Consider the following 16191-nt stretch of genomic DNA (forward strand, 5'->3'; position numbering starts at 1 on the left):
AGAAGCAAAAACTTAGCTATTAACACAAAAAAGGCTATCCATACAGCGGATAGCCTCTTAGGGGTTTTATTAAAATTACTTTTATTTGCTTAGAGATTTTTAGCTTTAATCTCCTTGATCGCATGGTCTACAGCCCTTGCCGAAAATGCCATATAGGTAAGCGAGGGATTTTGGGTGGAAGTAGACGTCATAGCGGCTCCATCCGTAACGAATACGTTTTTGACGGAATGAAGCTGATTCCATTTGTTGAGTAAGGAGGTCTTGGGATCCTTACCCATCCTAACCCCACCCATTTCGTGGATGTCGTTTCCAGGGACCCGGTGGTTGTCGTGGGTGCGGATATTGGTAAAGCCTGCCTTCGTATACATCTCCGTCATCTGCTCCATATAGTCCTTCACCATCTTCTCGTCGTTATCGTCATAGCCGATGTTGATACGCAACATAGGCATGCCAAAGGGATCTTTTTTGTTAGGATCGAGCGCCACATAACTACTTTCTTTGGGGATGGTTTCACCCATCATATGCGAACCTACGTGCCAACCCCCATATTTGGTTTTAGACAAACTCTCTTTAAGTTCCTCACCCATTCCATTCTTATCGTTATAAGTGCTTCTATTGGCACCAAATCCGGCGGCGTAGCCCCTCAAGAAATCGGTCTCCTGTTTGTAGACGTTTCTAAAACGGGGAATATACCCACTGTTGGGTCTGCGGCCATCGGTGGTAGAGTCTAAGAAGCCGTCGTAGTCGGCCGATACGGTGGCCCGATAATTATGAAAGGCCACATATTTTCCCATTAGGCCATTATCGTTGCCTAGGCCATTGGGGAAGCGGGAAGAGGTAGAGTTTAGTAAGATCAGATTGGTATTCAATGCCGAGGCATTAACAAAAATAATCTTGGCATAAAACTCGATCATTTCTTGCGTATTGCTATCCAACACCCGAACGCCCGTCGCTTTGCCTAGCTTTTCGTCGTAGATCAACGAATGCACCACCGAGTCGGGACGTAGGGTAAGATTGCCCGTTTTTAAGGCCCAAGGGATCGTCGATGCGTTGCTACTAAAATAGCCTCCAAAGGGACAGCCTCTTTCGCACATGGTACGATGCTGGCAGGTAGCGCGTCCTTGGTCGAGGTGTATTTGCTTGGCATCGGTGATATGAGCGGCCCGGCCGATGATGATATGCCTATCTTGATAGGTCTGAGCTACTTTTTCCTTAAAATATTTTTCTACACAATTCAAATCATGGGGCTTAAGGAACTCCCCGTCTGGAAGTGCATCAATCCCATCTTTATTTCCTGTGATACCGGCAAATTTCTCAACATGGCTATACCAAGGCGCCAAGTCCTGATAGCCAATGGGCCACTCTACCGCGAACTGGTCGCGGGCCGGGCCGTCAAAGTCAAACTGGCTCCACCGTTGCGTCTGTCGAGCCCATAGGAGCGACTTTCCTCCTACCTGGTAGCCGCGTATCCACTGAAAGGGCTGCTCCTGAATATATGGATGCTCGTCGTCCTTGGCAAAAAAATGCGCCGACGACTCTTTGAAGTTATAACAACTGGCCGCTATGGGATTGGCATCCACCACCGCCTTAGGCATACGTTCCCGATGGGCAAACTCCCACGGCATCATGTTGGTGGTAGGGTAATCCTTGATATGCTCTACGTTTCTTCCTCTTTCGAGAAGCAAGGTTTTCATCCCTTTTTCGGTCAATTCCTTGGCCGACCATCCACCACTGATCCCCGAACCAATCACGATTGCATCGTATGTCCGGGCATTTTTACTGTCAATATTAAAATTCGCCATATTCTGTTAGTAGTTATTAGGAACTACACTACTTTAATCGTTTTAGCTAAAGGGTAATTTTAAGTCCGTGATTAGCCCTTTACAGGAACACAACCGTGGTACCTTGCCGGAACCATCTCATAATGAGTCAGGTTGGTCATCACATATTCCGAATTCATATATCCTTGTATCGTCAGATTCTTTAATAGCCCAATAAAGGATTTCTGGTCCTTATCCGATCCCTTTTCAAAGGACTTTAAAACCTGCAACTTATCGCTCTGCTGTAGAGCTGAGAAGGATTTATTGAAGCGGCTCTTACTCGATGCCTCAATCTCGGCTAGGCCTTTACTAAAGTTATTTTGAACGGCAGTGTCATAACAATCCTTAACCATCAGCGCCACGAACGCTCCTACCCCTATTTCACCGGCACCCGGAGTGTCCGTTTCAGGAATGATGGCTTCAACGGCCACCTCCAAAACCTGGTAGAGCTCAGTGTTCAGAAAACTGGTGGTATGAAGGTCGGCCTTTTTCCAGCCTTTGGCCCAGGTGGGCAAACTCACTATCGTACCCGCTGCAAGGGCCATTTGGCGTATCGCCGTACGTCTTTCCATATTTTTTTAAAAAATTTATAATACGCTCTAGGTATACAACTCTGCAATTATATCATTATTTGACAGATATAATAAAAATTAACAGCTAATTAACAAAATTCAATACTATAATGCTTAAATCCTAATAAAACAGGACGAACATCCGGCCCTTTTTGGAGCCTAAACCTCTAGGAAATCCAAATCCCGGTCGTGGGTCTCGGGGATGGTGAGAATAGAATAAAACCCAATGGCAAAGCAAAGCATCCCTACCAATGCCCCCGACTCAATAATTGAAAACGATCCCTTGAAACCCCCATAAAGGGTGGTCATCGCAATGACCGTCCCCCGCACCATATTGGGGACTGTAGTGGCGGCCGTAGCACGTAAATTGGTACCAAACTGCTCGGCTCCTATGGTGACAAACATGGCCCAATAGCCAATCCCCAAGCCCAATATTGCGGCAATCGAATACAGATGTTTAGCCTGGTGGATGCCTCCATACAGGAAAACCACCGTCGCCATTAAGGTAAGTGACATCATGATAAAAACGGCTTTCTTGCGCGACTTCAACCAATGGCTGATAAATCCGCTAGCAAAGTCTCCTACCGACAGCCCAACATAGCACCACATAATCGTGAGTCCGGGCTTAATAGGTTCGGCTATGCCCAGTGCGAGCCCAAATTCGTTGCTAAAAGTGGCCAAAATTCCAATTACAAACCAGGTAGGAAGCCCCATACCAATACATTTCAGATAACGGGTCAATCGATCTTTATTGGTGAGCAGCATCAAAAAATTGCCCTTTTTAACGTGGGTTTGATGCTTCATATCTGCAAAAATCCCCGACTCAAAAACGCCTATTCGTAATAACAAAAGACTGATTCCCATGCCTCCACCAATAAAATAAGCCATGCGCCACTCGAAAAATTCTACGGTAAAGTATCCTACAATAGCTCCTAGGAGACCTACCCCAGCCACCAGCGAAGTGCCGATGGCCCGAAGGTGCTTGGGCAATATCTCTGAAACCAAAGTGATGCCCGCCCCGAGTTCTCCGGCCAAACCTACTCCAGCAATAAATCGAAGCACCTTGTACATCTGTGGATCCTGGACGAAGCCACAGGCAATATTGGCCAGGGAATAAGTGATAATGGAGCCGAACAAGACAGAAAGTCTCCCCTTTTTGTCTCCCAATACCCCCCATAATATGCCCCCTATGAGCAGACCACCCATTTGCCAGTTGAGTATGCTGGCGCCGACTTCAGAGATTTCCTTTTCGGAAAGTCCCAGTGATATCAAACTAGGAATACGAACGATTCCAAATAATAATAGGTCGTAGATATCGACAAAATAACCAAGGGCCGCCACAATGACCGGCGCACTAAATAAGTGGGAAAAATTGGAACGAGGCTGTACGGGGGTTTTCATTCAATAAATAGGGTTTTCGAAACGAAGCACAATATTATAGAAATAGCCGGATAAAATTCCGGCTATTTCCAGTAATTAATCAATAAAGTAGCAGGATTAGGGCGGAGGTGCCAAATATTTCACGCATCCTTCACCCTTTCACTTACTCTTTGGCGTATACCAAGCGCTGCTGTCCTTTTAGGAGTTTTTCTTCTAATTTGGCATAAGGCAGATCTTGAACGACCACTTGGTCGTCTATGGCCAATACGGCCGCTGCTGCTGCACTTTGCCCCAGAATCATAAATACCGGTTCCATACGGATAGATCCGAATGCAATATGTGAACTAGAAAGGCATACGGGCACCAAAAGGTTTTGACATTCGGCCCTTTTAGGAATGATAGACTGATACGAAATGCTGTAAGGTTGCTTGGGATGTACGCCAATATCTCCTTCATTCTGCACATACCCATCCTCCTTGATATAGCGTTGGGCATTATGTGAATCCAAAGAGTAGGAACCCATTCCAACAGAGTTTTCAACCGGAATGCTCCCTAGGGTATGGCCTTCGGTCATCACCTCTTCACCAATCATACGCCGCGCTTCGCGAACATATATCTGATGTGGCCAGCCACCGTTATCTTTAAACTCATCCTTAGGCAATCCCCATTTCTGCATCTCTTCGTGAACATCGGCGGGTACCCGCGAATCGTTAGCCAAAAAATACATCAAGCCTTTTTGATATTGCTCATGCTCCTGGATGATCTCCTTTCTGCGCTCATAACTTGCCTCGGGATAATCGTAATTTTGTCCGATAAAGTCGGTACTGAAAGGGCCGTGGTTGTTGGTATCGGTCTTTTTGTTGGGAATGGGATCGTATTTTTGGAAGGTCTCATCCCAACCAGCGGCATAGATTCTCGCCAATAGCTCATATTTTGTCGAGTCATAGCCTTCAGGTTTGGCAAAGAGTATACGGTTGTCGGGGTTAGCCGACAAACACATTCTAAAGCAGTAGGCCTGAATTTTGGCATCCCCAGCACCTTTCTCAGCGATTTTTTCGTCAGAGACATAGGCCAATAAACCACTGGCAGGATCGCCGGGTGTAACGTAAGGGCTTATATTTTTCTTGAAATGATGCCCATGTTGGAAAACCTCCGGCTGTACACCATTCCAGGTTTCACCGTACACGCTGTTGGCCTCCCTACCTACATGATAAGAGACCCCAGCTGCCGCCATCAAATCGCCCTCATAGGTGGCATCAATAAACATTTTACCTTCAAATTTCTTACCCGACAAGGTGGTGATAGAAACAATTTTACCATCTTTCATTTCAACGCCTTTCTCCCTATCGAGCCATTCGTCGCGTAGAACTTCAATTTTATTTTCTTGAATAAAATCTTCGAAAACTTTTTCGGCTACATGGGGCTCGAAAATCCACATGGTACGCTCCGTTCCATCCATAGCCGGAGTTCCCTGGCCTCTGTTGCCATAATCCTCGCGCTTCTGCCACTGCCAGGCACCTTCATCCTGATAGTGCATATATACCCGATGGTAAAATTCACGGGCAAGGCCTCCAATCACCGATTTGTTGCCGGTATCGGTGTAGCCAAGCCCACCCGACGACAGCCCGCCCAAATGAACGTCTGGTGAAACTACCAATACCGATTTCCCAGCTTGGGCCACCTCAACGGCGGCTGTCACCGCTGCGGAAGTACCTCCGTAAATGATTACATCGGCACTTTGGGTATCCTGACTCCCCTCATTTGAGGAGCAGGCCGAAACCGCAAGCACCCCCACGGTCAACAAAATACTTCTAAAGATTTGTCTCAAAACAGTAAAATTTAAAGGTTTATATTAATTAGGAATAAAAAGCATCGCATCGGCCGATACAACTCCGCCCGCATCGCCGCCTGGAGCCAATATCGTAACACTGAAATCAGCATCATCGGATAAGTTGTAGTCGCCCAGATGATACCACTCTCCTGAGGTTTGCCCTACTACCACCATATCTGCCTTACGGATTTTTAACTTCGAAATCTTCTTCCGCTGCTGAACCGACACGTTAATTTCCGGGGCCATTTGTTGCACGTGGGGAAGGTAAAGATAGGCGCTATAACGCCCCTTTTGGGCAATGGCCGGCGTATACCTGACCGAACCGGCAGCTTTGTCATTTGGGTCCTTCTCCAAAAAATCGGTTCCATATCCTCCACGGCTTCGCTTCACCCAGGCACCCTGTATTTCTACCCGTTGGTCATCGTTATTGTCTACCAATATCTCGGCTACGCTTCCGTTGGCAAGCGGGTTCTGTTTAAGTGATCGCTGCAATGCTTCCACGTCCACATCCTGCACGGCCGACTTACCGTCGATGACCATAGCGGCTGCCGTTGCCGCCGACTGAGCGAGCACCATAAATACTGGCTCCATGCGTATAGAACCAAAGGCAATATGGGTTGCAGAAAGGCATACGGGCACGAGCAGATTGTCGCACTCCGATCGTTTCGGAACCAATGACCGGTAAGATATAGGATAGGGCCCAAAGCCCCCTACCTCTACGTTGCCCTCGTTTTTAACCATGCCGTTTACAACAATACGCTGGGTATTATGAGAATCCATGGTATAAGCGGCCATTCCTACACCGTCAGGCACTACCGACTCCCCCACACAGTTGGCCTGGGTCATCACATAGGCTCCATGCATGCGGCGCGCCTCCCGGATATACAATTGTGGCGACCAGTTACCCGTATCGGTATACTCGTCCTTGGGATATCCCCATTGCCGCATTTCTGCCCGCAAGGATTCGGGTACCCTTTCGTCGTGGCCGAAGAAATATAGCAAACCTTTGGTATAATTTACATGGTCCTGGACGATCCGCTCACGCTCCTTCCAGTTGGCGTTGGGATAGTCATAATTCATCCCGATCATATCGGTAGAAAACCCATTTCGATTGTTGATATCCGTTTTCTGATTAGGCATTGCACTCCAGATAAAGTAATCGGTCAGCTTGGTTTTATGAGGTTGCTTGGCCATTAGCCTTACGAGTAACTCAAACTGCTGAGGATCGTAACCTTCGGGCCGGGTGATCTCCACCCTATTGTCTGGATTGTTGGTCAGGCATATTCTAAAATTATAAGCCTGTACCAGCTTGTCCCCGCTACCTTGGGCGGCCAGTGTACCCGGCTGAATCCCCCATATCAATCCCGAAGAAGGCTTGCCAGGCACCACATACGGATCTATACCGTCTGGCAGCTGGTGCCCGTCGAGCAGTTGCACGCCATTGATCGTTTCATTAAACTCGGCATTCGCTTCCCGACCCACCCGATAAGAAACATCAGCCAGGGCCATCAAGTCGCCCTCATAGGTACAATCGATAAATACCTTAGCGGCTACCTCTACCGTTTCAAAAGGACTTTTTCTTCCTTTCAACATCACCGAGGCTATAGTGGTATTGGGCTTGGTCACGCCCACCAGCTCCATGCCATACATCACCGACACATCGGCTTGGTCGAGATACTCCTGCAAATACTGTTTAGCGACTTTGGGCTCGAAGGTCCACTGCTCTAGCTTACCGTAGTGGCTGCCGATGCGCCGATAGAAATCCCTGGACAAACCCGTTATGGCATATTTATTACCAATATCGGTATAGCCCAAGCCTCCTGTTGTCAACCCTCCCAAATGCATCCCAGGATCCACCAACAGTACCGACTTCCCATGCATCTTGGCCGTATAGGCCGCTATTACTCCGGCCGAAGTGGCACCATACACGACGATATCGTACTGTTTCTGGACTGGTGGGGCGGCTAAGACGGGTCTCAGCACGATGGCAAGTAATAACAGGAGCATGGAGAGCGGCCCTGCCAAACGATTTTGATCCTTCATACTTTTATTTGTTTAATATCCTGGATTTTGATTTTCTGCATTAATGGCAGTGTTATAAAGCAGTTCTGAATTGGGGATGGGCCAGAGCATATGCTTTTCGGCAACATCAATGTCCTTAACCTCCTTGATTCGCTGCTTGGCAATTCCGAGTCGCTTCAGGTCGAGCCAGCGCTTCCCTTCGTACATCGTTTCATAGCCACGCTCCCGTACCACTAGATCAATAAATTCATCCAGATTATAATCGCTCATTTTAAAATCAACTGAAGAAGGTACCTGCGCAGGGAAGCCGTAGGCGCGACGATGCACTTTGTTAATACTTTCCAAAGCCTCAGCCGTAACGGCCCCGTTGGCACGAGCATCTGCCTCGGCATGGAACAGTAGCAAATCGGCATAGCGATACCACGGATAGTCATTGCCCGCCCCGGAGGTAGCATCGGGATCTCTGAATTTCCTAAACAGACAGGAATTAGGCCCTAGACCAATGTCCACATTATACAATATATGGGCTTTACGAAGGTCCATAGCATCCCATTCTTTTATAAAGGAATTCGAAACGGAATCGGTATATTGGGCATACACCCCACCCGGACCGTAATAATTGTATTCACTGGTCTTCCTATGCGCGTAGCTTACCAAGCCAAATCCCTGCTGCCGGTTATATTTGAAATAGAATATCTCTTCAGGGGTGTTCACCACCTCGGGACCAAATATTTTCTGCAGGTCTTCTGACACCGTTGTAGCTACCAAATCAAACTTTCCGGAAGCAATGACTTCTCCGGCCTTAGCACTCGCCTGCGCCCAGTCTTCTTGGTAAAGATATACCTCTGAGAGCAGGGTTTTAGCGGCCCATTTTGTGGGGCGACCTATGGCTGCGGGGGTATCGGGCAGCCCATTCTCAGCCTCTAGAGCATCGGCCACAATCTGCTGATAGACCTCAGCTACAGTGGCTCTGGGCAGATTTGCCTCAGACATATTGGCCTCTGTACGCAAAGGCACCCCATCCCAGTTACGTACGAGGGCAAAGTACAAAAGAGACCTCAAGAACTTGGCCTCAGCCACATATTTCAGCTTATTAGCTTCCGTAATATCGGTTCCTGTCGGAACATTCTGAATCACTAGGTTCGCATTCCGGATAGACTGGTAGAAGTTGTCCCAGATAACCCCCACCCTATTGGCATTGGTATTGTCCAGGCCTTGGTACAGACTTACCGGAGTTTGGCTACCGCGCGAATTACCATAATCGGCCATCCCCTCCAGCTGAGCGGGATAGTTGATTCCTAAACCATTATTGGTCCGCATAGGGCCATAAATGGCATTTACAGCGGCTTCGGCCTCGGCGTCGGTATTATAAAAATTTTCAGAAGCCAACGACTTGGGCTTTTCTATCAGCTGTTCACTGCAAGAAGCCCCCATCAGGCAGATAAGGATATATAAGCAATACTTTTTCATCATCAATAGCTATTTAAAAATGAATTATAAACCGACACGTATCCCGAATGTGGTGGTCTTGGCCACAGGATATACGTAATGATCAATTCCTTGTAGAATCGAGTTGGATCCTCCATAGGAATTTATTTCAGGATCATACCACGAATACTTGGTAAAAGTGATCAGGTTTTGAGCACTCACGTAAACCTGCGCATTACGCAGCCATTTAAGATTAAGGGACGACACGGGCAAGTTATAGCTCAACTGAATATTCTTGACACGGAGATAGGACCCATCCTCTATAAAACGATCGGATACCTGAGGCTGGGAGTTCGTTTTGATCACAGGGTATTTTGCATCGGTATTGGTAGGTGTCCAATGATCGTTAAATACATCGACAGGCATATTAAGGGCCTGACCATAGTCATTGGTTTGGTTCACCGCACTAAGGTTAAATATATCGTTGCCCTGGCTACCTTGTACAAATAGGGTAAGCTCAAAGTTTTTATACTCCATATTCGAGTTGATACCGTAGATATACTTAGGATTTGGGTTTCCTATTATTCTCTTATCCTCTGCATCGCGGGTTCCACTTTCGTTATAGTCCATATATTTCGGATAGCCGTTTTCATCATAGCCATCGGATACATAGCCATAAAACGCTCCTAATGCCTCCCCTTCCCGTAGGATATTGATATTATCGTTGACCACCGAAATATTGATGGCACTGCCTAGGATGTCGTTACCACCATACAACTTAACGACTTTGTTTTTGTTGAAGGAGATATTTCCAGACAGATCCCATTTGAAGGGACCTTCTAGCACTTTTCCAGAAGCTGAAAATTCGAAACCTTTATTCTGAATTTTACCGATATTCTGGATGGTATAGGTAAAGCCCAGCGACGAGGGTAAAGCCACATTATTCAGTAGGTCTCTGGTATTCTTCACGTAGTAGTCGGCTGTAAAACTAAACCGGTTGTTGAGAAAACTGATATCGATCCCGGCGTCGGTTTGAGCCGTCGTTTCCCAGCGAAGGGGTCCTGCCAGCCGTGTCCCTGGTGCGTAATAGGTCGTCAATGCATCGCCAAAAACGACTTGATCCGACGATAGCTGATTCAAAGTTTGATAGGGGCTGATGGCCGTGTTTCCTGTTTCTCCATATCCTACCCGTAACTTCATATCGGAAATAACCGGTATGTTCTTGATCCAGTCCTCCTCCGAAAGCCTCCAAGCCACTGCAGCCGAAGGGAAATAGCCATATTTCTGGCCTTCACTGTATCGGGAAGAACCATCGGCGCGTATGCTAGCCGTCACCAATACTCTGTTGTTAAAGGAATAGTTAGCCCGAGCTAAATACGACAACAGGCTCCATTTAGAATAATAGGAAGAGGGTACGCCCTGAGTGGCTGCCGCTCCTATGTCGTAAGACTCTTGGTTATTGCTAATAAAACCACTTCCTGAAGCGGACAGTCCCGTACTCGTATAGTCTTGGTAAGTAAACCCGGCCACAGCCGACAGGTTGTGCTTACCCATTTCCTTATTATAGCTAATTGTATTTTCGCTCAACAAACTGCTAATACGGGCAGAACTAATGCTTGCGCTCCCCTTAGAATTGACAAATTTGTTGGTGGTATAGACGTTCGTAACGTCATCGGTACTTTCTATACCAGCCATAGATTTTATGGTCAGCCCCGGCAAGGGGCTATAAGATAGGGCCATATTGGCCAATACCTTGTTGGACTTCAACCGGTCCGTCTGCTGATACAAGAAGTTCAATGGATTAACGATCGCATTAGACCCCCAAGCATAGGCTTCACCTAAATTCGAATAACTTCCGTCGGCATTGGTGGAGGGAATAGTAGGATAGCCCGACAGGAGGGCCGAAATTAAGGAGCTTCCGCGGTTACCCTTGCTGGAGTTCTTCCGATCGGTGTCAAACCGGCTTAATACCGAGTTGAGATCCAACTTAAAGTTCTTTCCTAGATCTGAGTTCAAATTGAATCTTAAAGAGTTTCTCTTATAATTACTCCCAATGATGATCCCATCTTGGCTAAAATTACTCCCTGCTACCGAAAAGCGGGTACGTTCGTTGCCCCCACTTACCGAAATAGAATGGTTTTGAATCGGAGCTTTTTGAAATACCAAATCCTGCCAGTCGGTCCCTTTCCCGAAGCCTGCAATTTGCTCTTGAGTAAAATGAGGACTCAGGCCATCATTAATGGCTTGCTCATTATAAAACTGGGCGTATTGAGTAGCATCCATCAAGTCTAGCTTCTTACGAATACTTTGAACGCCAAAATAACCCTCATAATCGACATTCACTCTTCCCGATTTACCTCTTTTGGTGGTAATCAGCACCACCCCATTGGCCCCACGTGATCCATAAATGGCCGTGGCAGAAGCATCTTTCAGGACCTCCATGGACTCTATATCGGCATTATTGAGCAAGGTAGGATTACCGGAATATGGGAATCCATCGACCACGTATAAGGGCTCATTACTTCCTTGAATCGAGTTGGTTCCTCTTACTCGTACGCTAATAGCCCCACCAGGGGCCCCATTATTTTGGGACACATACACCCCGGCAGCCCGGCCAGCCATAGATTGAACCAGGTTGGTGGCCGGATAAGCATTGATTTCCGCCGACTTGATGGAGGCTACCGATCCTGTCAAATCGCTTTTCTTTACTTGACCATATCCGATCACCACAATCTCTTGTAAGGATCGATCCTCCAGTTCCATATTGATACTTAGGTTGGTTTTCTCTCCCAAAACGACTTCCTGGGTCTTGTAGCCTACAAAACTAAATACAAGCACCGCCCTGTCTAATACAGCCTCCGCCATCGACAATTGAAAAGCCCCTGAAGCATCGGTTTGGGTACCCGTCTGGGTTCCTTTCAAAACCACACTGACCCCTGGTAGCCCTGTACCGCTTTCATCCAATACGACACCATTGAGCGTCCTATCTTGCGCCTTGGCGGGAGGTTCGGCATTGGAGCCCCCCGCTACCCTTTTGATGATAATTATCTTTCCTGAAACCTCATAGGACAAGTCTAGTGGGGTAAGTACCATATCCAAGACCTCGTATAATGGTTTGTTTACCGCCACCGCGTCCACTTTTCGCTTGGACTGTATGATGCGGGAGCTAAAAACAAACTTTACGTCGACCTGCTCCTCCAGCAGGTTGAGTACTTTCTTAATTTCAACCCCTTTTGCTTGAATAGTCAGTTTCTGACTAAGCACAGATTGTGCCCGCGTCGTATGGGCATGGGTGGTGCCCAGGAATACAAGGGCAAGTAGTAGCTGAGTGGCGGTTATTCGCATAGTCCAAAGTAATAGCCGATGGAAATGTACCGGTTTTTTCATAGATTTGAATGTTTTGTTAATTGAACAGTTTGGCAAAATGATCCCGTGCTCCTTTACAGGAGCTTTTGGCGACTACCAATTGGGGATCTGGTGTTAGAGCCGGCAATGCGGGAACATTGCCGGCTCATTTCTTTAATATGGTTTTCTTACAAATTGATATGTTTTAGGGTTTTATATGATGTAAATTATTATTGAACTAATGGCATCCTTTGCTATAAATCACGACTTGGCCATTGATAATTTCATATCGTGCCTCTACGGCTTTACAGACTATATTGAGCTTTTCATGAAGATTCAACGAACCCAAAGACGCTGTCAAAGGACATTCTTTAAGGAGCCCTTCGTCGTATTGAATCTCTATCCCATATGCCGCTGCTAGGTTTGCGAATACCACACTAGCCGGCGTCTCTTCGAACTCGAAGGAAACCGCCCTATTGGCAGGCAATACAAGGGTGGGTTCCGACACCAACGACTTTTCCATTTGTAAACTCGCTCGACTAAAGGTGATCTGTTGATTGGGCGTCAGCACTTCACCGCTAATGTTTAACTCCGAAAGCTTTTGCTCTAACAGTGGATCCGATTTTTCCAGGACCATTACCTTTCCCGTTTTGACGGAAATTCGTACACTTTGTGAACCTTCATTCGCTTCCACTGTAAAGCTCGTTCCCAATACCTTGGCCACCAATTCGGTGGTATGGACAATAAACGGTTTTAAGGTATCACGTTCTACCTCAAAAAACGCCGTACCGACCAGATAAACCTTACGTTGCTGGTCTTTACTAGCGAAGTCATAGCTCAGCTTCCCATCTGGCTCCAGACTTACCCGACTACCATCCGACAGGGTGTAGGACTCGGTATGTCCCGATTGATTATAAAACACCTCCAAACCCTCCTGAGTCGTCACCTGTGTAGAATCGCTAGTAGCCACCACCGACGGATCTTGCCACCACTGCCGACCTACCCACAATAAGGCCACAAACAGAAAAACGGCTGCCGCTAGTCGTCTCCATATTAGCCAGGAAGTACCTACTTCGGCAATCGGTTCTACTTCCTGAATATCTTGCACGCGAAGCTGCTCTAGCATATCTTCCACTTTACTGGCAATATGCTCTTCCGATAGCTCCGGTTCACTTATTTGCAAGGACATTACGATTTGCCGGGCTTGCTCCACATGCCCCTTACGATCGGGATGCAACTCGATCCATTTATTCCAAAATTTTTGATTTTCCGGAGATGGTTTTAATACCCATTCTCGGAACGAGCTATCCCACACAAAGTCTTCGGCTCGAAAATGATCATATCTTTTCATGAATTTGTCAAATACTATCCTTCGATAGCCTCATAAAGGAATTACATACCATACATTTTTAATATTTTTTTCTAAAAAAATACTATTAATCAGATAAGTCATTCATTTACAATAAAATATGCAAAATAGCCTGAAAATTTGTGAATAAACGAGGCTGAATGCCATACATTTGGCAGAGAAGAATAAAATAAGGCCTTATCTTTTCCGCTCGAAGAGGCCCTAAACTAAAAGAATCAGACTAGAAAATGCAGGAGAAACAAGGTAAGAAATTCAACCTTGATGTGTTTTTTAAGTTGCCCCAAAGCCATTTGAAGCAGGTTAGAGACCGTCTGAGGGGAGATCCCCATGACCTCCGATATTTGAGAACGATCCATGCTCTGGAAGTATTTAAGATAAATCACCTCCTTTTGTCGGGCGGGAAGGCCCTCTACCGATTGTCGGATTTGGAGAAGGCTATGCTGAGCAGACTCTTGTTCTATATAGCTTTGCTCCACCGAAAAGCTTAACTCAAATCCTGCATCCACCGACTCAATGGACGCCGGCATAAAACGATGTTGCGCCTTAGTTGCACGGTGCATCGACCTCCTCAAACAAGCCATCAAATAGGCTTTCGCCGGAATAGTTCCATTAATAGAGTTTCGCTTTTCCCAAATTCCCAGAAACAAATCCTGAATAGCGTCTTCGACAAAGTCGCCATCTTTTGAGAATTTAGACCCATAATAAAATAAATCCCTATAATACAGCGACATTATCTTGCCTAAGGCCTGCATGTCCCCCTCCAAAAATTGCTGCCAGAGTAGATCAATGTCCTGCATAAGTCTGAGCCACTACATGTAGATTCTACGAAAAACGAAAATTGAAATTGAATTAACACAAAAAATAAGGAGAATCAAAGGAAAGCCATAGAATTCGGCTATCATGGGCCCACATTCCCACCTAGAACCAGTGGTGACATTTTTCAACTTATCATGCAGCCTAGGGCACAGCTACTCGCAAAGACCGATTCTTCCCTCTATAATGCAAACCTAGCAAATAAATACCAGCTGGAAGGGGGCGGATCGGATCGATCAACAGCTCACCACCCACACCTCGCCACGAAGTAAATGGAATTTCAATGCCAGAAACGTTGCGCAACCTAAAATCCTGCCCCATGCCGCCATCGTACACCTGCAGGACGCCAGCCTTTACAGGATTGTCATAAACAAAAATAAGGTCTTCTGCAGGATCTAAGAACAGGGTACGCCTTAAAGTGGTTTCAATCACCCGACCCTGAATGTCCAAGGCCATAATTCTATAGAAAAACCGCCCTCCCACTCGGATGCTATCGATATATTGATAGCCAATGCTACCCTGGCCGGGCACAGTACCTATAGTGGTAAAATCATACCCATCGACGCTCCGCTGGACCAAATAAGTATCTGGCATATTTTCTTGTAAAGGGACCGTCCATTCCAACCTTACTTGCTCCTGAAACTGAGTCGCCTCGAAACTGGATATATATATCGGCAAAACGCCATCTATATCTCGAATCAAGAGGTAATCAATGCCGATCGTACCAAAGCCATCTCGATAACGTATTTCAAAATTGGATAAGCGTGTAGGAGAATAACTATTGGGAACTACCGACCCAGGAGGCGGATAAGCACTGGCCTCGTCGACCAATAATAGCCCATTGACCCAGAGGTCGTATCGATAAGGCATCACCTTGTAGTTGGCAACTGGGGCCGTTTCTGGGAACTTGTATACCTGGCCCCAGGCCGAATTATTGAGCACCCAGGTAAGGGTAAAACTCGTATTGGGCCCTATGGGAGCACTGTTCACATTGGTCTGAAGATCCCGAACCACCACACCGATCCCATCAAAGTTAAGGCTGATCCTAGAAAACAGCAGTAAGTTGCTGGGAATGGAATTGTTGTCGGGATTGAAATTCTCCCCCACATAAAAATATACCGCATTGGAAGTCACCGTGCTAATGTCGCGGGCAGAAAGGGTCATTTGGATATAAAGGGTCTCTGGATTGGGGGAAAAAGCCGTACTGCGCACCGCCCTCACCAGCCCCGAGGTATTTTGCGGTACCGGATTCTGCGCGCGGGTGAGCTCTAAAGCCCCATTGAACGCTGCGTAGCTAGAAGTGTTTGTCTGTACGAGCTTGTCAAATTGCCCTATGTTTGGAGGTGTATTGGCATAGGGCCCTGCCCCATCGAACCCCTGTTCGAAATAGGTGATTTGCCCCAAAGCCATGGTCACAGGCCCAAAGATGCAAATTATTATGAGCAATAGATATCCTCTCCCTTCCATAAGTCATTCGCTTAAACGCCGACTCCACACAATCCTTCTCTAAAGATAACCATATTTTGGTAAATATTAATGTGGTCGTATTTTATAGATAAAACATACATCACTCCGGCCCTACTCCGATGGCTAAGACCGAAAGTCCGCGTC

General features: G+C 46.7%; 10 protein-coding genes. All 10 read right to left on the bottom strand.

Features of this window, described 5'->3' with window-relative positions; genetic code table 11:
* Positions 1 to 89: 89 nt before the first annotated feature.
* Complete coding sequence (locus CLV98_RS05325; RefSeq protein WP_109673279.1) at positions 90 to 1802, bottom strand: GMC oxidoreductase; 1713 nt, start codon at positions 1800 to 1802, stop codon at positions 90 to 92.
* Positions 1803 to 1873: 71 nt separating this feature from the next.
* Positions 1874 to 2392 carry a gluconate 2-dehydrogenase subunit 3 family protein gene (locus tag CLV98_RS05330; protein WP_229203225.1) on the bottom strand — a complete coding sequence of 173 codons (519 nt, stop codon included), beginning with the start codon at positions 2390 to 2392 and terminating at the stop codon, positions 1874 to 1876.
* Positions 2393 to 2551: 159 nt separating this feature from the next.
* The gene (locus CLV98_RS05335) at positions 2552 to 3793 is read right to left on the bottom strand and encodes an MFS transporter (protein WP_109673280.1); all 1242 of its coding nucleotides are present in this window, start codon (positions 3791 to 3793) and stop codon (positions 2552 to 2554) included.
* A gap of 142 nt (positions 3794 to 3935) precedes the next feature.
* On the bottom strand, positions 3936 to 5561 hold the full coding sequence (locus CLV98_RS05340) for an FAD-dependent oxidoreductase (RefSeq protein WP_374755176.1): 1626 nt from the start codon (positions 5559 to 5561) through the stop codon (positions 3936 to 3938).
* A 63-nt stretch (positions 5562 to 5624) separates the two neighbouring features.
* A complete protein-coding gene (locus CLV98_RS05345) occupies positions 5625 to 7646 on the bottom strand; it encodes an FAD-dependent oxidoreductase (protein ID WP_211319977.1) in 2022 nt (673 codons plus the stop codon).
* Between the two features lie 12 nt (positions 7647 to 7658).
* Positions 7659 to 9098, bottom strand: a complete 1440-nt coding sequence (locus CLV98_RS05350; RefSeq protein WP_229203226.1) for a RagB/SusD family nutrient uptake outer membrane protein — start codon at positions 9096 to 9098, stop codon at positions 7659 to 7661.
* Positions 9099 to 9119: 21 nt separating this feature from the next.
* Complete coding sequence (locus CLV98_RS05355; protein WP_229203227.1) at positions 9120 to 12440, bottom strand: TonB-dependent receptor; 3321 nt, start codon at positions 12438 to 12440, stop codon at positions 9120 to 9122.
* A 196-nt stretch (positions 12441 to 12636) separates the two neighbouring features.
* A complete protein-coding gene (locus CLV98_RS05360) occupies positions 12637 to 13749 on the bottom strand; it encodes a FecR family protein (RefSeq protein WP_109673283.1) in 1113 nt (370 codons plus the stop codon).
* A 233-nt stretch (positions 13750 to 13982) separates the two neighbouring features.
* Entirely contained in the window at positions 13983 to 14564 is a 582-nt protein-coding gene (locus CLV98_RS05365) for an RNA polymerase sigma factor (protein ID WP_109673284.1), read from the bottom strand.
* A gap of 160 nt (positions 14565 to 14724) precedes the next feature.
* Positions 14725 to 16047, bottom strand: coding sequence for a hypothetical protein (locus CLV98_RS05370; RefSeq protein ID WP_146202230.1), 1323 nt, complete (start codon positions 16045 to 16047; stop codon positions 14725 to 14727).
* Between the last annotated feature and the right edge of the window lie 144 nt (positions 16048 to 16191).

The sequence above is a fragment of the Dyadobacter jejuensis genome, from assembly GCF_003149085.1.
In the GTDB taxonomy this organism is placed as follows: Bacteria; Bacteroidota; Bacteroidia; order Cytophagales; family Spirosomataceae; genus Dyadobacter; species Dyadobacter jejuensis.